Source organism: Algibacter sp. L3A6, from assembly GCF_009796825.1.
Lineage (GTDB): Bacteria > Bacteroidota > Bacteroidia > Flavobacteriales > Flavobacteriaceae > Algibacter.
On sequence record NZ_CP047030.1, the window covers coordinates 4,365,058 to 4,385,278 of the forward strand.

General features: G+C 32.7%; 12 protein-coding genes and 1 pseudogene. 5 read left to right on the forward strand and 8 right to left on the reverse strand.

Annotation, left to right across the window (positions count from 1 at the left end):
* Window positions 1–59 precede the first annotated feature (59 nt).
* The 6 genes and pseudogenes from GQR98_RS19085 to GQR98_RS17945 all read right to left on the reverse strand — a co-directional run bounded on the left by GQR98_RS19085 (window position 60) and on the right by GQR98_RS17945 (window position 8,112).
* Window positions 60–224: a hypothetical protein gene (locus tag GQR98_RS19085; RefSeq protein ID WP_199270237.1), complete on the reverse strand. Its 165-nt coding sequence runs from the start codon at window positions 222–224 to the stop codon at window positions 60–62.
* 57 nt (window positions 225–281) lie between these two features.
* Window positions 282–1,541: pseudogene (locus GQR98_RS17925) on the reverse strand (sulfatase family protein).
* Between the two features lie 128 nt (window positions 1,542–1,669).
* The gene (locus tag GQR98_RS17930) at window positions 1,670–3,151 is read right to left on the reverse strand and encodes an alpha-L-fucosidase (protein ID WP_159020766.1); all 1,482 of its coding nucleotides are present in this window, start codon (window positions 3,149–3,151) and stop codon (window positions 1,670–1,672) included.
* Between the two features lie 22 nt (window positions 3,152–3,173).
* Window positions 3,174–5,054, reverse strand: coding sequence for an alpha-L-fucosidase (locus GQR98_RS17935; protein ID WP_159020767.1), 1,881 nt, complete (start codon window positions 5,052–5,054; stop codon window positions 3,174–3,176).
* 351 nt (window positions 5,055–5,405) lie between these two features.
* Complete coding sequence (locus tag GQR98_RS17940; protein ID WP_159020768.1) at window positions 5,406–6,506, reverse strand: putative glycoside hydrolase; 1,101 nt, start codon at window positions 6,504–6,506, stop codon at window positions 5,406–5,408.
* 82 nt (window positions 6,507–6,588) lie between these two features.
* On the reverse strand, window positions 6,589–8,112 hold the full coding sequence (locus GQR98_RS17945) for an alpha-L-fucosidase (RefSeq protein ID WP_159020769.1): 1,524 nt from the start codon (window positions 8,110–8,112) through the stop codon (window positions 6,589–6,591).
* A gap of 341 nt (window positions 8,113–8,453) precedes the next feature.
* Between GQR98_RS17945 and GQR98_RS17950 the strand changes: the two genes are divergently transcribed.
* The 5 genes from GQR98_RS17950 to GQR98_RS17970 all read left to right on the forward strand — a co-directional run bounded on the left by GQR98_RS17950 (window position 8,454) and on the right by GQR98_RS17970 (window position 17,880).
* A complete protein-coding gene (locus GQR98_RS17950; protein ID WP_159020770.1) occupies window positions 8,454–11,609 on the forward strand; it encodes a SusC/RagA family TonB-linked outer membrane protein in 3,156 nt (1,051 codons plus the stop codon).
* Window positions 11,610–11,799: 190 nt separating this feature from the next.
* Window positions 11,800–13,284: a RagB/SusD family nutrient uptake outer membrane protein gene (locus tag GQR98_RS17955; protein WP_233268045.1), complete on the forward strand. Its 1,485-nt coding sequence runs from the start codon at window positions 11,800–11,802 to the stop codon at window positions 13,282–13,284.
* Window positions 13,285–13,635: 351 nt separating this feature from the next.
* Window positions 13,636–15,357: an alpha-L-fucosidase gene (locus tag GQR98_RS17960; protein WP_159020775.1), complete on the forward strand. Its 1,722-nt coding sequence runs from the start codon at window positions 13,636–13,638 to the stop codon at window positions 15,355–15,357.
* Between the two features lie 281 nt (window positions 15,358–15,638).
* Window positions 15,639–16,508, forward strand: coding sequence for a putative glycoside hydrolase family 15 protein (locus GQR98_RS17965; RefSeq protein ID WP_262885156.1), 870 nt, complete (start codon window positions 15,639–15,641; stop codon window positions 16,506–16,508).
* Between the two features lie 178 nt (window positions 16,509–16,686).
* Window positions 16,687–17,880, forward strand: a complete 1,194-nt coding sequence (locus GQR98_RS17970) for a carboxypeptidase-like regulatory domain-containing protein (protein ID WP_159020778.1) — start codon at window positions 16,687–16,689, stop codon at window positions 17,878–17,880.
* 77 nt (window positions 17,881–17,957) lie between these two features.
* Here the strand turns inward: GQR98_RS17970 and GQR98_RS17975 are convergent, their stop codons facing one another.
* Together GQR98_RS17975 and GQR98_RS17980 are read right to left on the reverse strand one after the other, a co-directional pair.
* A complete protein-coding gene (locus GQR98_RS17975; protein ID WP_159020779.1) occupies window positions 17,958–18,197 on the reverse strand; it encodes a hypothetical protein in 240 nt (79 codons plus the stop codon).
* A 125-nt stretch (window positions 18,198–18,322) separates the two neighbouring features.
* Window positions 18,323–20,176 (reverse strand): arylsulfatase, encoded by a 1,854-nt coding sequence (locus GQR98_RS17980; RefSeq protein ID WP_159020781.1) that lies wholly within the window; start codon window positions 20,174–20,176, stop codon window positions 18,323–18,325.
* Window positions 20,177–20,221 lie beyond the last annotated feature (45 nt).

Below are 20,221 nucleotides of genomic sequence, written 5' to 3' on the forward strand. Positions count from 1 at the left end.
TTGTAAAACAAAAACATATCTATTTCAAATATAAGATATACAATCCAAACAATTTGAAACTACTTAAACGCAAAATTAGCTTGTGGCCAATCAATAGTTATTTCATCATTTTCTAGAATTTCACCTTGTGTTGTTCGTCCTTCTTTAATTTGTTTAATCAATAAAGCTTTTAACAATTCTACTTGCTCTGGATGGCTTTCAGCTACATTTACTTTTTCGGCCACATCAGTTTTTAAATTGTATAAAATAACCTCTAGAAGTATCTTTCCTTTTTTATCTGGTTACCCCGCAGTATTCACTCCTGAATTAGGATACATCACTAATTTCCAATCCCCTTTTCTAATTGCGAAAACACCTGTTTTACTATGATGAATGGTGGCCTCCCGTTTATACTCGCCATTTTTAGTTAATAAAGGCATCATACTAAAACTATCTTCGGCCTCATTATCTTTAAAATTGTAGTTTACAATATCTGCACAAGTAGCTATAAAATCCGTTGTACAAATAGTTGCATTAGAAACAGAGTTAGGCGTAATCATTTTTGGCCATTTAGCAAGAAATGGTACACGATGTCCCCCTTCTAAATAACTTCCTTTTAATCTGCTATAAATATAACTTGGTTTATGTCCTTTTTTTCTTAGTAATGGAATATTTGCTGTACTTGAACAACCATTATCACTTGTGAAAATAACAACTGTATTTTCTGCAATACCTTCATCTTTTAATGTTCTAAAAATTTGCCCCATTAAATCATCAATCATTATAACAAAATCTGCGTATTCGTTTATATCACTAGTTCCCTTCCAAGGCGCTATTGGTAATACGGGATTATGAGAATCAGGTAAAGGAACATAAACAAAAAATGGGACCTCTGAATTAGCATTATCTTTAATATACGATATGGTCTTATTTACGAAAGTAGGTAATACTTGATCGTGTACAAAATCATCTAATATATCCCCTTTTATCCAAGAAGAATAAGGATACTCTTGTCGTTTATGTTCTGATGTTTTAGTTGGAATTTGAGTTGCTTTATCATTTTCCAAATAAACAAAAGGAGGCATATTTAAGGATGCTGGAATTACAAATGAGTAATCGAAACCTAGATTTCGAGGTCCAAACTTTAAAGGTTTGCTATAATCAATTTGCGAAAAATCGACTCTATCTTTAAAATGAGAGAAATAGTCATATTCTTTACTCCCATCATTCATTGCCCAATTTAATCCTAAATGCCACTTGCCAATATTAGCCGTTTTACACCCATTATTTTTAAGCATTTCTGCAACAGTTAATCTCCCTTCTTTTATTAAAGTTGGCGAATTTTACAATGTTACAAAACTTTTTAAAGGTGTTCTCCAATTATATCTACCGGTTAAAATACCATATCTGTTTGGTGTACAAACCGACGAAGACGTATGGGCATCTGTAAACTTCATGCCTTCACTCCCCATTTTATCAAGATTTGGGGTTGGAATTTTACCATTCTCATTATATATTGTTAAATCGCCTATACCTAAATCATCGGCTAGAATATAAATAATATTGGGTTTTTTATGTTGTTATTTTGTGCATTAGAAATCGTTCTTACCAAAGAGAAAAATAATACTAATAGGTATACAGAGCGCTTATTCATATTAATGTATTTAGACTGTTCTATAATTAAATACTTTTACTGTTTATTTTCAAAATCAATCTTGACCAAATCAGGTAAAGTAGTCACAACACTTTCGTCAAGTATAATTTCTAAACGACGATTCTTTATACTATAATTAAAGGATAAACCACCTTTTGTTCTTAATAAACTTACCGCTATAGGTTTATCCACATCATCAATTAGAATTTTATTTTCAGCATCTGGCAAGCTATAATAGATGTTTCCTTTTACCGTTGTTAAGTTTTGTGTTTTATCCAAAGTAGGGAGAGGCGCTTTTAAATCAACATTGTAAGTTGCTTCACGTGAATGTTTCATCCATGATTCCATTTCATTACAGACTTCATAAAACCAGTCCATCATTTCTCCGTTTCCTTTTGGAGGAACATTTACCAATAAATTCCCTCCTAAAGCTCTACATCTAATTAGTTCTGTTAGTAATTTATTTGTGTCCCAATGATTGGTTTCACATGTTATACCGTAATGCCAATTTGGGGTAAATGTGTTTTCTGATTTTACACACATTTCCCACCACCAATTGGTCTGATTTACTACTTTAAGATTATTACTTTTACCATGACCCAATCCTTCTGGTGTAGCAATATTACCTCTAGCAACAAAAATATTTGGTTGCATTTTTTTTAATTCATCTGCATCTACAGCAACATTTCCATCCCACCACATAACATCAATTGGTCCGTAGTCATTCATTAATTCTTTTACTTGATTTCTGGATTCCTCCCGCTCTCCTTTAATCATTTCTTTTGTGCGTTTGGGGATTCTATCTACTTTTTCATGCTTGTAATTGATCGTATATGTGTTCGTTTTTGGGTGTTCAAATTCTTTGTTTTTATGGGTGTAATGCCAGTTAGGACCAGAATAATAGAACCCTACTTTTATATTATTTGCTCTACAAGCTTGAACATAATCTTTTACCAAATCTCTTCCGTGCATTTTATCTCCCGTATCCCAATCTCCATATTTACTGGGCCATAAAGCATAACCATCATGGTGTCTGGTTGTAAATACAGCATATCCAAAACCAGATTTTGAAGCAGCTTTTAACCATTTATTAGGATCGTATTTATCCGGATTCCAAGTATCTGCAACAGCGAACATTTTTGTAGCAGGTTCCATATAACGCCCTGCCTTTTCCTTTTTCTCACTCCATTGTATTGCCCAAGCATCTCCTGTATTCGCATTGGCGCTTGGTAAGCCCCAATGAAGAAATATGCCTAAACCTGATTTCCTGAACCATCCCCATTCTGGATGTTCAGCATCAATAATAACTTTTTTGGCTGTTAATTTACCGTGTAAATTTTGATTAGCCCATACTCTAAGCTCTTCTGGAGTTCTATTTTGCCAAGGCTTTTCTTCAGAATTTTTATTTTCATGATTATTTACAGAAAAAGGATCTTCTGCTAATTTATCTTTTTGTGCATTTAACAAAGCACAAACTAAAAACAGTATAATAAACATTGCCTTTTGTAGCGTTTTCATCACTTTTGTCTTCTTTCTTTAATCAAAATGGTTTAGATTCAAATTCTGCTTTTACAACAAATCCATTTTTATTAGTTTCTATACCATCTAGATTAACTTCAAGCCCTGAGTCTGATTGTTTCCATTCAACTTGTTTTTCGCTTCCAAGAATTCTAACCGTCTTAATTGCTCCTTTCGTATTATTTAAAGAACGAATCAATATTTTATTTGATGCGGCAACAAGTGAAATCGCATATACATTATTTTGCTTAGCAGTAAACCAAAAATCTTTTGATGTAAACGTTTTTTTGAAACCTTTGGCAGCTCTATGGCCAGTGCCATCCAAAAGGGTTTCTTCTTGTCCTTCATTTGGGATTTCCCAACGTGATGTTCCATACACCGCTTCGCTGTTGATTTGTATCCATTCTCCCATTTCACGGAGGCCATTTGCACTTGTTTCTGGAACATGCCCAGTACCATCGGGTCCAATATTTAAAAGATAATTACCACCCTTGGACATGATATCTACAAAATAGTATAAAAGTTCTTTTGCGCTTTTCCAGTCATGGTCATATGATTTGTATCCCCAAGAATTATTTGTAGTACCACAGGTCTCCCAATATTTATCTAAAGTTTCATCTGCAGAAGGAATCTTATTATCTCCTGCATCTAAATAATCCCCAAACTCCCAGCCAACTCTTCTGTTTACCAAAACATTTGGATTCGTGTCATAAACAAGTTTATAAAACTTGAACGATTGCTCTTCAGTAGTAAAACCTTCCCCATCAAACCAAATTAATTTAAGTTTTGGTAATAATCCTAAAAGCTCTTTTATTTGTGGATAAGCTTTTGATTCATAATATTCTGCATGTGTATTAGGACTTGGATCCCATAAGTTTTTACCTGATGGGTGCGTAAAAACACCTAAAGAATCATTGATTTTCTTAACATTTGAGTAATTACCATCTGTACCATCATTCCAATCATTTCCATGTGAATAATACACCCCAAAATCTATACCTTCATTTAGACAAGCTTCATATAATTCCTTGACGGCATCTGCTTTATAAGGTGTTGCATCTACCATATCGTAATCTGAACTCTTTGAATCAAACAACGCGAAGCCATCATGATGCTTTGAAGTAATTACTACATATTTCATACCTGCATCTTTAGCAAGTTTTGCGATGTTTTGTGCAAAAGACTTATCTGGGTTAAACGTTTTAGCCAATGTTGCATATTCATCTCTTGGAATTCGAAATGCATACATAAGCCATTCTGCAACTTTAGGACCTGGATAAGGCGCTGCATTAATTCTAGTTCCTTTCCAAACACCTCCCGCTTGAGAATATAAACCCCAATGTATAAACATCCCAAACTTTGCTTCTTTAAACCAATCTAAAGCTTCTTGTTTCTCTGGTGTTTGATGCATTTTCAACCATTTATTATGGTGCTTACCTGTTCCTATCGGGTTTCGGAAATTGGGAACAATTCTAATTTGTTCAAAATCAGCGGGGGTCTCAATGGTCAGTATATATTTACCTTTTTTACTGAATTTTATAGTTTTCTTAAACTCAGAAACTAATTCATTTTTGTAAGTTCTGTAACTACTTCCTTTGAAAGACTCTTCAATTTCTTGTTCATCTACATTTACTTTTACCGTTTCTAAATCTTCAGAAAGCTCGTTAGTAAAAATGACTTGAACGTTATACATAACAGGGTACTCAACTTCAAACTTCCAAGAATAAGAATTGCCATCTTTTACAGCGTCCGTTTTATTAAGCAATATCCATTTACTAGTTTGGTCGAATGACTCCTCAACGGGTTCACTAATTTGAAGCGTTTCTGATGCTTTTTTACATGAGTTCAAACCAAATAAAAACATGATACAAACATAGATAACCCCTTTTTTAAATTTTTTCATAAATATTATAATTGATAAATAATTCTAAAATGTTATATTAATTACGCCCTCTAAAAGTCTTTAAAAAAACTTATTTATAACTCCAGAAGGGAATTCCCTGTTCTTTTAATTGATTTTTATAGCGGGTTCTTCCTCTAGTTCTTGGTTTAATTCATCTTCAGTATTTTGACAAGAACAAAAAAACACTAATACTCCTAACACTAATAAAATCGAGTGTTTTTTTATCATAATTAATGATGTTTGTCTTCTAATGTTCAATAGTTACTTTTCACTTTATGTTATTACTTTATATGGACACTCAAGTCTTTTCAAAAAGGGCTTTATTATGTTTTCTATTCAAAAACTAACTAATTACTTCCACTGTAATTTGGCTTTTTTATTTTTAATATCTAGCCATACATCAACATGTTCAAAAGCTCTAGTATAGACGTATCCCTCTTTTTTGGCCGCTCCCCTAGGTGCTCCTAATTTTTTCTCATATTGCGGAAATGTTTTTAACCATACTCCAGAAGCTTTACTGTTATAGCCATCATGTGGATAGACGTAACTATATTTCTCAGCACAAACTAAAAAAATGGCAAGTAAATAATCTATACGCTCATTCAAGTTCTCACTAGAATCTAAAGATTCCCTAACGTCATCCATTCCAACTTGAGCGCCATCAAGAGCCTCCCCTATTCCTAAAGACATGGCTATTACTTTTCCTTCTCTAGCGGTTTTTTGAACCGCCTCAATACCCTTAGCCAAATACTCCTCATAAGTCATACCAAAGTTTTCATGTTCAAAGCCTTCAATATAAGATCCACTAAAAAATTTTAAGTATTCCCTACCTACATCTTCAAATTCTGGTCGTACTCTTAATATATTAGCTATTAACAAATTATCTTTTCCTAATCTTGAATTTAACTGCTCCATCATAGTTAAGTAGCCAGACTCTATCACCTTTTGTTTTTCTACTCCAACTCGACTGTTAAAGAACCCAGGAACCAATACTTTAATATTTGCATCCATAAACAAACCATCAATAACAGGGTTACTAGTGACCTTAGTTACGTGGTCTAACCAATATGAACGCACATATTCTTGTGAAAGATCAAAAAAACCAGTTCTACCATTTGGCATTAAAGCTTTCTTTCCTGCATCATTAACTAACAGAGCTTCTGGGTGTTTTTTTAAGAACAACTCATCTTCTTTATAGGAACCCCAATTGATCACAACATTTTTATAATACAATATCTTAGTAGTTGGGCTAATTTTTTTAACTGCCATTGCAGCTTCAATAGTACCTGCTTCAGAAGCCCCATAGGCTTGACTTCCTGTTGTTTTCTCAAAAGTAACCAACGGGTGCTTGGCTAAGTATTTAATCTCCTTTTTTGTAAATGCTGTGTTTTTACGCACGTGCATATATAATGGCATTTTATCCCAAGAAAACTCTGGAAGGTTCTCATTCAACCTTATGTTTTGAGACCTGATAGGTGCGACAAAAATAAATGTTATTATAAAAAAAAAGATAGTATTATATTTCATAAATGAATTATTGTACTGTTATTTTAAATCCTATAGCAGGTTGTATAGGTGCATTTTTAGGACATTTTATTTTTAATCCTTCCACAGATTGTGTCCAAGTTATTTTCTCATCACTTCCAAGCAATTCTATGTTCTTTATTTCTTTAAGCAAATTACCTTTACTCTTTAATGTTTCAATTAAAATATCCTCGGTTGGTCTTGCTAGAACAAAAGCGTAAATATTTTCGTTCTTGGTAGTGAATCGAATATCTTTAGATAAGTATTCTTTTAAATTCTCTCCGGTTCTCCTAGTTACAATTTCCAATGGTCCTTCACCATTTACTTCCCAAGGCCTCGTGCCATATATACCTTCGCCATTAATTTTAATCCAATCCCCAAAAGCACGCAACATTTTAGCTTGAGTATCTGGTAATGTCCCATCCCCCTTAAGGGCTACATTAATCATCACTACTCCATTTTTACTTATAGCGTCCACTGCATTGCCAATTAATACAGGAATACTCATTCTAGTTTTAGCTTGTTTTCTATAAAACCAATTCCCAGAAAGATCTGTAGCCCACATCCAAGGATGATCTTGTGTTTGGCCAAACATCCCGCGTTCTAAATTATAGGTAAATGCCGCTTTGTCCATTTTAGAATTCTTAAATGATAATACCGTGGTTTGCTTTCCATTATTTTCAGATAAATCCTTGTTAAGGAAATCAGAAAAAAGTTTAACACCCAAACCTTTTCCTGTTTTTATTGATGGATAAGGTGAATCGTTATTAAACATATCAGGACTATATTTTTCTATTAAATCCCAACATCTTTTATACCAATGTTCATTCCAACTTTCTTGACTTGAATATTTTTTAGGATCATAATCCATATTAAATAACGCCCACTCTGGTGTGTTTGGTTTTTGATATTTACGTGCTGTGTTAAAAAATCGTGGTGACCAATACAAGTGTGTGGATACCCCAAACTTTAAATCATATTTATAAGCGGCATCTTTCCATTCTTGGATAACATCTCGTTTTGGTCCCATTTTTACTGAATTCCATGCAAAGAATGAATCATACATATCAAAATTATCATGATGCGTAGCTACTGGCATAATAAAACGTGCCCCACAATCTTTAAAGAATTTTACCAGTGCTTCTGGCTTCCAATTTTCAGCTTTAAAATCTTGAATAAATTTTTCATAGCCAAAATTTTCTGGAGTACCATATGTTTTGGTATGCCAATCAGATAAGGTTTGTGTCATATTTAGCTGAACACCTTTTTCCCCTTCATTTGGACCGTACATTCTTCTTCCGTAATGAGAACCATCATTCGGTCGGTTTTCATCAATTGCAGATGGCACACCCCAATGCATCCAAACTCCAATTTTACCATCTTGAAACCATTCTGGAACTTGATAGTTTTGAGCCATCGATTCCCAATTGGCCTCAATTTTATTATACCCAATTGAAGCTTGTTCTTTTTGACTAAAACAAATAAATGTTGGAACAAATAAAAAACCAAATATTAAGAGTTTAAATTTGAACATATGACATAAGTATTATTTATAATGTAAACTTAACATCAAACAACAGAAACCCTTTTCTCTTATTAATCAAAAACATGCTCTAATTGACCAAAACAAAAAATAAAGTCTTCTATTATTAAAAAAAACACCATAAAGTTCTAATGTTTTTTTTTATTATAAGCTAAGTTAATAGAAATCGAATTCTGCCGAAAAGAATGAAATAATTAAAAAGCACAAACATACAAATAGCAGGCTTTTTTGTTCCATTTGACTAAAATGAGCAAAGATTTGGTTGATTAAAGAAAAGCTTTATCTTAATCTGCATATAGTTTTGTTCTAACTAATTATAACTAAATTAAAATATGAAAAAATTACTAAGTATTTTTCTTATTACGTTAACATTTCAGGCTTTCTCACAAGAGAAAAGTATTTCTGGAAGCGTAAAAGATGAAGCAGGAATGCCCTTATTAGGTGTTACCGTATTAATTAAAGGTGTCGCTAAAGGCACTGTAACAGATTTTGATGGTGATTACAACTTAAGATCCAAAACTGGTGATGTTTTGATCTTTTCCTATTTAGGTACAGATACAAAAGAAATAACTGTAGGAGATCAAAATATTATTAATGTTGTACTTATAAAAGCAGACCAAACACTTGATGAAGTGGTGGTTGTAGGTTATGGTACTGTTAAAAAAAGTGATTTAACGGGGTCTGTTTCCTCTATAAAAGCAGAAGAAATTACAAAAACTGGAGCTATTGGTATTGAACAAGCATTAGCCGGTAGAGCAGCAGGTGTAGTTGTAAATCAAGCTTCAGGTGCTCCAGGTTCAGGGGCTTCTGTTAGGATAAGAGGGATTAGTTCTTTAAGTGGTAGTGACCCTTTGTATGTTATTGATGGAATTCCAATGGAAAATGAATCAGCATCAGGTTTGGGCTCAACTGATTTAGAGAGTGCTTCAATTAGTCCTTTGTCAATGATAAATCCTTCGGATATTCAATCTATAGAGATTCTTAAAGATGCATCTTCAACTGCTATTTATGGATCTAGAGGTGCTAATGGAGTGATTTTAATTACAACTAAAACAGGAGTATCAGGAAAAGGAGTGATTACTGTAGATCACGATTATTCTCTTATGGAGGTGTCTAATTATATTAATTTATTAGATGCTAATGATTACACATTATTATCTTATGAAGCAGATATAAATGCAGGAAGAGTTAATTTAAATACTCTTGCTAGATTAGATTCGGCTCGTGCAGGACAGTTAGAAACAACAGATTGGCAAAAGGAAATTATGCAAACTGCAACTTCATCTAACACAAATATTGGTTTTAGTGGAGGGAATAAAGATTTAAAATACTTAATTTCTACTAATATCTTGGATAGTAAAGGAATTGTTGAAAAAACAGATTATAACCGTATTTCAAATAGAGTAAATTTAACTGCAAATATTTCAGATAAAGTTAAAGTAGTTACTACACTTAATTATTCGCATGTAACGTCTAACCAAAGATCTATTAGTACAGGTGTTACGGGTAGTAATAACCAGCAAGGAGCTGTGAGTGCCGTTATTAGAGCGCTTAGGTCAGCTCCAACTCTTAATATAAATGCAGAAGATGATGAAGATGGTTTTGATTTGTTTAGTCCTGTAATAGCACTTGAGGCAAATGAATTTAATAATTTGTTGACTCAGTTTAGAGGGAATATAAGTTTACAGTACAAACTTTCGAAAAAGTGGTCTCTAAAAACAGATTTGTCACATCAGAATAGAAACACGGCTCAACGTTATTATCAATATGATATTTTGCCCGAAGCCTATTCTTCAGGAGGAATAGCGAGAACTAGAGATTCAAGATACACAAGATCGACAATTACCAATACAATAAATTACCGAGAAAGAATAGGGAAACATGTTATTAGCGCTCTTATTGGGCAATCATTAGAGACTTCAGAAAGTGAGGCTATATCAATATCAAATGCTGGTTTTGCAAATGATTTATTAACGTATTACGCTCCAAATACTGCCACATTTTACGATCCCGATCAATTTTCTTATACAAAAAATAATTTATCATCTTGGTTTGGTCGACTAAATTATAACTATCAAGGGAAATACCTGTTAACTTTAACAGGTAGATATGAAGGATCTTCTAAATTTGCAGCAAATAATAAATGGGGTTTTTTCCCTGCAGCAGCTATAGCCTATAATCTTTCTAAAGAAAATTTCATAAAAGATATTAGTGCTATTTCTGAATTAAAATTACGTGCAAGTTATGGGCTTTCAGGAAATCAGGTAATACCAGCATATGGATCTTTAGATCAGTATGCTGCAGGTCAAACAGGGTTTGATGAGACATTGACTACTTATTTTGCAGCAAATCAATTACCTAATGACGATTTAACATGGGAGACAACAGCTCAATTAGATTTAGGACTTGATTTTGGTATTTTTAATAATAAGTTCACAGGAAGTGTAGATTATTATCAAAAAGTAACAGATGATTTGTTGTTTAATACCAATCCTATTCCTATTCAATCTGGTTTTCAGACCTATACAGAAAATTTTGGAAGCCTAGAAACAAAAGGTTTTGAAATGAATATAAATGCGCATGTTATTACTAAAAAAGATTTTTTATGGACTATTGGAGCTAATTATGCTACAGGGAAGTCTGTGGTAACAGATCTGGCATCAGATTATGTACAAAGTGGTTGGAATCCTGGGTTTATTTCGGGAGGAAGTCAAAGACTAATTATAGGGGAAGAAGTAGGAGCTTTTTATGGGTATAAAACTGAAGGAATAGCTCAGTTTGATGATTTTGTAGAGTTTCAAGGTTTAACAAGTGAAGAACAAATCAACTTATACAATTCAAACCCTTCAAAAGGAGATTATACTTTTGTTGAAGATTATGATGGCGGGGTTCCTCAGAATACTGAATCTCATAGACCTGGTCAACAATTATATGACGATCTTGATGGAGATGGATCTTTTACAGAAGCAGATAGACAAATTATTGGTAGAGCACAGCCCAATATTACTTTTGGACTGAATAATAATTTTAAAATAGGGGATGTAGATGTTTCCTTCTTTATAGATTCTCAATTAGGAAGAGATGTAACAGCAATTCAGAATACGTATTTGCTATCTTTTGATGGTCGACAAGGTTTGGATACCAGATTAGAAAGATGGACTCCAGAAAATCCTAGTACAATCTATCCTAGATTAAATGCTGATACTGGAGAGACTATTTATAGTGACAGATTTGTAGAAGATGCTTCTTTTGTTAGATTACAAAATTTTACGATTGGATACACGTTTCCTAAAAGTGTTGTAGACAATATGAATATTAGTAACCTAAGATTCTACCTTTCAGGGTCTAACCTTTATACCTGGACAAAATATACAGGATACAATCCAGATGTTTCTCTTAATGGGTCAAGTACTAGGGCTATTGGTCATGATAATGGAGGGTATCCTTTAGCAAGAACAATAAGACTTGGATTAAAATTAAAATTTTAGAAATAATTTATAAAATAAATAATTTATGAAAACTAATATAAAGCATTTAATGAAATTACTGCTTATCTCAATAATGTTGAGTTCTTGTAGTGATTTTTTAGAAGAAGTACCACCAACATTTATATCAACTCCAAATTATTACCAAACAGCAGGGGATGCGAGAACAGCTGTTGATGGAATATATGAAAGAATGCGTGTCGTTTATTCAAGATGGTGGATGGGAATAGATATGTATACAGACGATCTTGTAAGTAGAACTGCTGGAAGTTCGAATTTTAATATGATGGCACTTCACACGACCTTTCCTTCAGCAGGATTGTTTGAAAGCACTGATGTTTACAGTGCTTGGTGGGAAGGTATCGGAAGGGCTAATAATGTGATAGCTAATGTACCCGCTATTGATATGGATGAGGCAGAAAAAAATTTAATTATTGGAGAGGCAAGAGCTCTAAGGGCGTTTTATTATTACAACCTAGTAAGAGCTTTTGGTGATGTGCCTATGGTTAACACTGCAGTTTTAACAGAAGCAGATTTTATGAAGCCTAGAGCAGCTGTGGATGATATTTATAATGAAATTATTATACCTGATCTTTTATTTGCGGGTGAACATTGTAGTGATGGACTTCATGATGGACATATTACAAAATGGACAGCTAAGTTAATTTTATCAGAAGTGTATTTAACAAGAGCAGGAATGAGACGAACCTCTCAAGGTGTTTTTGTACAAGGAGATGCTAGTAATTATGCTTTAGCAAGTGAAATGGCTAAAGATGTTGTTGACAATGCTCCCAATTCATTAAATATAGTTGCTTCATTATCAGCTGTTGCTTATGGAACAGCATGGGATAAAGCAACTCCTTTTACATCGGAGTCTATGTTGGAAATTTCATATTTGCCAGTGTCTGGATATGGGAATTGGATGTCAAGAGAGTCAAGAGGGTGGACAAGAGGTACTAATTATTGGGGAAGTGATTCTTCTACTCCTTTGATTGATGAAGGGATTACTGGAGATTTATATGATTTATCTTTTCCATCAACACCAAATGTGGGTACTTATTTGCCAACTCCTCATTTGTATGATGAATTTGAAGATGGAGATGAAAGAAGAGATTTTAATATTATGACGAGGTATGACGATGGAGAAGGGAATACTTATTTGTGTCAGCCAATGTTTAGAAAATTTATGGATTTAGATTACTTGACTGGTGTAGACGGGACTAGTTTCCAATATACTAATAATAATACTATTTTATATCGTTTTGCAGATGCTTTATTGATCTATGCGGAAGCACAAAACGAAGCTGACGGAGCCCCTAATGCGGAAGCTTATGAAGCAGTAAACAAAATTAGGAATAGAGCTGGATTGGCTGATTTGGTTGTTGGATTATCTCAAGAGGATTTCAGAAATGCTTTATGGAAAGAAAGAAGGTGTGAGTTCGCAGGCGAATACAAGCGTAAGTTTGATTTAATTCGTACCAATAGGTTAACGAATTCTACATTGAGTGTAAATTTAGATTGGACACCTGATCAAGATGCAGTTACTACTTTTAGAAATACTTATTCTCTATATACGGGAAGTGTTTTATGGCCAGATCATGAATGGTTATGGCCAATTCCACAATCCCAATTAGATTTGAACATAGAAAATAACTGGGAACAAAATGAAGGTTATTAACTAAAATAATATATACACACTAAATCCCCCTGACTTTTCATTTTTATAAGTAGGGGGGATTTTAGTTAAAAAAAACATTGATAAATAACAAAAAGGTTAATATAAGTTCTATAATATAGTAAGAAACACTATTTGAGCAATAAAATAAAGGAATAGAGAAAGGTCTTTGCCTCATTCTTGTATTAATTTTGCTATGCATTTCAAAAGGAAAGAAATACTGTGTAACAAAAAATAGAAAAACTTAAAAATTAAGAAATGAATTTAAAAACTATAAAAAAGCACCTTATGCTGCTCTTATATGTAATATGTATTTCAAACCCTTCCTTTTCCCAAGATAAAAATCAAAAGGGCATGGAAGAAATGTGGGGAGAAACAAATGTTTCGGTGGATGTATTAAAAAATGGAAAAGCAAAATTCTTTGATGAAAGTAATTTTGGAATGTTTATTCATTGGGGCTTATTCTCGAACCTAGGAGGCGTTTGGGATAATAAAACGTATTATGGTATTGGAGAATGGATTATGAATCCTAGAATGGCTGGAATACCCGTTGAAGATTATAAAAAAATAGCTAATGATTTTAATCCTACAGAGTTTGACGCAAAAAAAATAGCACAATTAGCTAAGGATGCCGGAATGAAATACATTGTCATAACAAGTAAGCATCATGAAGGTTTTGCGATGTTCGATTCTAAAGTAAGTGATTTTAATATTGTTGACGCCACTCCTTTTGGTAGAGACCCTATGCACGAGTTGGCAGATGCCTGCCATGATATAGGGTTAGGCTTTGGATTTTATTATTCTCACAACCAAGATTGGACAGCTCCAGGTGGAACTAGAGGTCCAAAAGTAGATGAAAAAGGAAATCCAGCAGATTTTAAAGACTATTTCTATAATAAATGCAAACCACAAGTAAAAGAAATTTGTACAAATTACGGACAAATAGATTTTGTTTGGTTTGATACTCCTGGAGATATGCCAAAGGAATATGTAGTAGAATTAGCAGCCATGGTTAGAGAACTACAACCTAAAGCTATGATGTGTAGTAGAGTTGGATATGGATTAGGTGATTATGCTAGTGTAGGTGACATGGAGGTGCCAACAAAACGTATACAAGGTTTATGGGAAACATGCGATACTAATAATGACTCTTGGTCTTATGCATGGTATGACAACAATTTTAAAAGCCCTAAAGTAATTTTAGGTAGATTAATAGAAACAGTAGCACGAGGTGGTTCTTATTTATTCAATGTAGGTCCTAATCAATTAGGTGTTGTTCCTGAAATAGGCGCTAATTTTTTAAGAGAAACAGGCAAATGGTTAAATAAATATCCGCAAGTTGTATATAACGCAGGTGCATCACCATGGGATTACAAATTACCTTGGGGAGATGTAACTATTAAAGGGAATTCAATGTATTTAGCGGTTTCAGAATGGCCAACTGATGGTAAATTATATTTACCTGGTTTAAAAACTGAAATCAAATCGGCTAAAATTCTAAATCCAGAAGGAAAAAATCAAAAAATTAAATTCAATCAAAGCAAAGACAATTGGGTCACTTTTAATGTTCCTTTTAAGGCACCAGATGATTTAATTTCTATTATTGAAGTAGAAGTAAATATTAAAAATGGAGACGAAATAGTAGCTGAAGATACTGCTTTAGGAATATATCCAAATACAAAGACAGAATTAATTACGGAATTTGGAACTGTTAGTAATGCCACACAAGAAAACAAACGCTGGATGGAGAAGTTTGGAGAATGGAAACATGCAAATCAAGTTGGAGAATGGCAAGAAAATGGACAAGTAACTTGGAAAATAAATGTAAAAAAAGCTGGATATTACTATTTAGATTTAGCCTACAAGGGTACTGATCGTTTGGTTTGGAAAACATTTACAGATGAAGATATAATGGTGCAAAACCAACAAGCAGCTACAGAAAAATACATATATTACAACATGGGTATTTTAGAATTTAAAACACCCGGAAAACACACCATAACAACAACTTTAGTAGAAGGAGATAGAAAAACAGCTAGTTTAAAATCAATAGCATTAAGACCCATTAATAATTAATTGAAATTATGAAGTGCGTAACTATAAAAATTTTCACTAGTGTTTTAATCCTGTTTATCTGTTATCAGTCATTTGGTCAAACAAACAACGCTTACCCCAAATTTAGTTGGGATAAAGTGCTTATTGCATTTCATTTTGGAAAAGCAGGAGAGCTAACTAAGGACGAAGCAAAATTTATTACGTCACATTCAAATTTTATTGTTTAAGAAAAAGGGCATGGACTTCCAGATTCTAAAAATACCGAAACTGGTATTGAAAAAGACGCAAAGAAATTAAAAAAAATCAACCCCAATATGAAAGTTGTTTTCTATTGGAATGCTTTTTTAGATTACAAAATGTATGAAGCCCATGATATTTATAACAGCCATCCAGAATGGTGGTTAAGAAAACAAGATGGTGAATTAGATTTCAAAAATGCTGGTTTAAAACGTTACGATTTATCTAATCCAGAAGTACGTAAATGGTGGGTAGAAACAGCAAAAAATGAAATTTTAAATGGTTCTACAGGTGGTGTTTTTATGGATGCTTTTATTCAAGTAGCAAGTCCTGCCAATATTAAACTATGGGGTAAAGAGAAATACGATAGTATTCAAGAAGGGTTAAAAAAATTAATAGCCGAGACCAGAGCTGCTCTTGGAAATGAAAAGTTAATCGTGTATAACGGTATTCGCAGTAACCCTAGAAGAAATATTGGGAATAATTTTCCTGAACATACCGATGCCGTAATGATCGAACATTTTGGCATCATTAACAGCAGCTCTAAAGAAAGCATGCTATTTGATATAAAAGAAATGGAGAACGCTGGAAAAACTGGAAAAATGGTGGTTTTTAAAGGCTGGCCTGGATACGCTTGGATAGACAAAGACTTTATGGCAAAACCATTAAATGAAAAACAGAAAATTTCCAAAGAAAACATAACCTTTCCCCTAGCTTCATTTTTAGCTGGCGCTCAAGAAAACGCCTATTTCATTTATAATTGGGGCTATCGTTTTAAACATGGTGCATTAGATTGGTATCCTGAATTTGTTAAACCATTAGGCAAGCCGTTACATGATATGAAAGTTAACGGTTGGAAATTAACCCGTGATTTTGAACATGCTTCTATTTGGGTTGACTTAGAAACTAAAAAAGCTAAAATAAACTGGAAATAAATAATGGATTTAAAGCTAATATACCCAGCTTTAAATCCTAAATTGTAGATTAAAAGGCTTGAATTGTAAATAAAAATAATTTATAAAATTTTATTCAATCATTTTCTAAAAATTTTTAACTGCTTCAAATAAAATCATTTCAAATTGGTGTTCATTTTTTTTTTAAATCACTATGCTTATGAATTCATTAAAAGTATTCACATTTTTTAATATAATGTTTCTATTATGCCACTCAGCTCAATCGCAACAAGAAATTTTAAAAATTGAAGGTGTTGTTTTAGATCAAGCCAAATCAAGCGTTCCCTATGCAGCTATTGGTATTCCTTCTAAATGGATTGGAACTTCAAGCAATGAAGATGGTGATTTTTATTTAGAGCTATCAAAAGAAAATGTATTAGACACCTTAGAAATCTCTAGTATAGGGTACATAACTTCCAAAATATTAGTGAAAGATTTTATTGAATCAAGTGAAAAAACAATAACCTTAGAGGAAGATATTGTTTCCCTTAATGAGGTAAACATACTTAATCCTGCACAATATGTTAAATTGGCCTTTAAAAATTTAAAAAACAACACGGTTAGTTCTGTACATGAATTAAAAATTTTGAATCGCTTTTTTGCCGTAGAAAATGATGAGGCTAAGTTTTTTGTTGAACATTATATAAAAGTTAAAGATGTAGGCCCAAGAGGAGGAAATAACGTAAACAGTATAGAAGTTGTAGAGGGAAGAAAATCCGCCGATTACAGGTATTTTAAGAATGAAAGATCAAGAAATATGTATCCAATAAATTTTATGATTATGATAGATCCCTTAAGAAGAGGTCTTCCTATTAGTAATTACAAATGGACTAAAATTGGAGACTCTTCTTATGACGGCGAAGACATTGTAATTATTCAAGGGGTAAGTAATACGAAAGAAAGACAAAATTATTCAGATCCAGTTTTTTATATAGGAGTTGACACTTACAAGGTTTATAAAACAAGGAATAGACCTTCAAACGTGATTTACATCTATAAAAAAAACAAAGATGGCAAGCTTTATTTAAGCTATCATAATCATTATACAAGAAGATTTAAAGATTTAAATGAACATCAACAAAAAATTTTAAGAACAAAAAGTAAAAAAGCCAAATTGGCCTTTAGAAATGAAATAATCGTTATTGGGCTAGAAACTGATAAAAGAAAAATTGACACAAAAGATTCAGACGTATATGACAAAAAAATGCAAGATGTTAGTGTCAAATACAATTTGTTATTTTGGAAAAACTTTAACCTGCCTCCCCCAACTGAATATTATAAAAAGAGTATTAAAGAATTAGAGTCCATTTACAATGTACCTTTAGAAACTCAATTCAATTCGGTAAATAAATAATACTAAGATTTTGTAACATAGAACGGCCAGACATATAACCATTATATATTAAATAATGTTTATATTTTACATTTTAATTAAATTTTAAAATAACGTTTTATTTCAGCTCTATCCCAAACATGAGGTTCTGTATGCAAACGTTTTGCGTCCTCAGTAAAAAAGCTTTCTACTCCTAAAAAATCTTCATTCGCCCATGCTGTTTCATAAGTTCTAATGGTTTCCATCAATAATTCTTTTGCGGCTTCTTTATTCTTGATACATGATGTGAACATACACAAAATAAGAACCCTAAATATATTAACTCTAATTACTTTCATAAATCTATGAGTTTAAATAATTATCCATTTTAATCTATATGATACAAAGAATGTCAGTTAGAATACTTCTTATATTGAAAATGACTCCGAACTGACATTTTTTATTTATAATATACAATAAATTTCTATTTTACGCTTTCGACATCAATATAAAAAGCATTGCATGGAGTTCCGTCTTCCATATCAAAATAAGCCAAAAGTTCTGTTTCCCCTTGAGCTACTTCCATTTCAAGCACTGCAGCTTCAGCATTATTATCTACATCAATTTCAACATTATTATCAGCTATTTTTAAATAGGCTTTAGCAAATCTCATAGATTTACCGTTGGCAATTGGAGCTTCATAAAGAGTTTCTGCTTTTCCATCTTTTAATTCTGCACTAAGTGCCAAACCACTTTCAGAAGGCCATCTTCTTAAATGAAATCTATACTTACCAGCTTTAACAAAATTTACTGTAAATGGCGCAGGTTCCATTGGTTTGCCTTGACGAATCATTTGTTGATTCCATGGTGGGTAATAATCTATAGTACGGGCATCATGGCAAGTAATTACATCTATATCATCTACTCCTAAATCTATAACAGAAAATTTAGTTTCTTTAATTACATCTTCCCACCAAGTTTCGTAAAAAGCATTCATTTCTGCTACTTTTTCTGGATATTTATCAGCTAGGTTAATTGTTTGTCCTGGATCATCGACTATATTATAAAGCTCTTTGCCTTTTATTAAACGCCAGTTATCATCCATAACACAACTATTTTTTCCTTTTTTAGGCCAAGGAATACGTTGTGTATCAGTTACTAAATATCTCTCAGGAGCTTCAGATTTACCTAAAAGATAATCACTTATATCAGTACCATCCATAGTCTTCTCTGATGCAAACTTTTGCTTAGTTAAAGAAACAAATGTTGGTAATATATCTACATGTGCCGTTAAGTCATTCAAACTCTTACCTCCTGTAAGCCCGCCATCTGGCCATCTAACAATAAAAGGCACTCTATGTCCGCCATCATACTCACTACCTTTTGTACCTCGCATACCAGCATTATAACCTAACATTTTTTGAGTTTTCCCGTCTGGTTTGTAACCTCTAGCTGTTCCATTATCCGTAGTAAATACAATAATAGTATTTTCTGCTATTCCTAAAACATCTAATTTATTTAATAACTTTGAGAAGTTATCGTCAATATTGGTAATCATACCATAAAAACGCTTTTGTGTTTCGCTAATAGCAGTTTCATCTTTATATATATCATAGTACTCCTTTGGAAGGTTATAAGGCCCATGAGGAGCATTTAAACTTAAGTAGCAAAAGAAAGGTTCATCTTTTTTAGCTTCTATAAAACTTAAAGCTTCATCAAACCAGATATCTGTACAATAGCCTTGTTTTTTCTCTGGAACTCCATTTCTATAATAAGAATCATCAAAATAATCATTATTCCAATAGTCTGGTGTTTGTCCTACACCACCACCGCCATGGTAAAATGCTTCGTCAAAACCTCTTTGATGTGGTTTAAATGGACTATTATCTCCTAAGTGCCATTTACCAAACATACCTGTTTGATAACCGTTATCTTGTAACACATTTGCTATTGTAACTTCTTCTCGGTTTAGCATAGAAGCTCCCATAATAGTATGCCAAACACCATTTCTATTACAGTTTCTTCCTGTTAACAAACCTGCTCTTGTTGGTGCGCACGTAGTTCCTACATGGTAATTGGTCAGGTTAACTGACTCTGTAGAAAATTTATCTATATGAGGTGTTTTAATAATTGCATTACCTGTATGTCCCAAATCACCATAACCTTGGTCGTCTGTAATAACAAATACAATATTTGGTCTTGTATCTATTTCTTCGTTTTTTACTTTTTTTGCATCTTCCTTACAAGAAAAAAGAATTATTGAGATGGTTAATAACAAGAAATAAGATGCTGAGAAATTACTTGTTTTTAAAAATTCAAAAAAATGTTTTAGCTTCATAATTAATTTTTAGTTTATATTATTTTTTAATGTTTATTCTTACTT

What these genes read in the sequence shown, in the direction of transcription:
- GQR98_RS17930 (WP_159020766.1), bottom strand. Translation starts at nt 3,151, where the DNA reads ATGAAAACGCTACAAAAGGCAATGTTTATTATACTGTTTTTAGTTTGT.
- GQR98_RS17935 (WP_159020767.1), bottom strand. Translation starts at nt 5,054, where the DNA reads ATGAAAAAATTTAAAAAAGGGGTTATCTATGTTTGTATCATGTTTTTA.
- GQR98_RS17945 (WP_159020769.1), bottom strand. Translation starts at nt 8,112, where the DNA reads ATGTTCAAATTTAAACTCTTAATATTTGGTTTTTTATTTGTTCCAACA.
- GQR98_RS17950 (WP_159020770.1), top strand. Translation starts at nt 8,454, where the DNA reads ATGAAAAAATTACTAAGTATTTTTCTTATTACGTTAACATTTCAGGCT.
- GQR98_RS17955 (WP_233268045.1), top strand. Translation starts at nt 11,800, where the DNA reads ATGCGTGTCGTTTATTCAAGATGGTGGATGGGAATAGATATGTATACA.
- GQR98_RS17960 (WP_159020775.1), top strand. Translation starts at nt 13,636, where the DNA reads ATGGAAGAAATGTGGGGAGAAACAAATGTTTCGGTGGATGTATTAAAA.
- GQR98_RS17970 (WP_159020778.1), top strand. Translation starts at nt 16,687, where the DNA reads ATGAATTCATTAAAAGTATTCACATTTTTTAATATAATGTTTCTATTA.
- GQR98_RS17975 (WP_159020779.1), bottom strand. Translation starts at nt 18,197, where the DNA reads ATGAAAGTAATTAGAGTTAATATATTTAGGGTTCTTATTTTGTGTATG.
- GQR98_RS17980 (WP_159020781.1), bottom strand. Translation starts at nt 20,176, where the DNA reads ATGAAGCTAAAACATTTTTTTGAATTTTTAAAAACAAGTAATTTCTCA.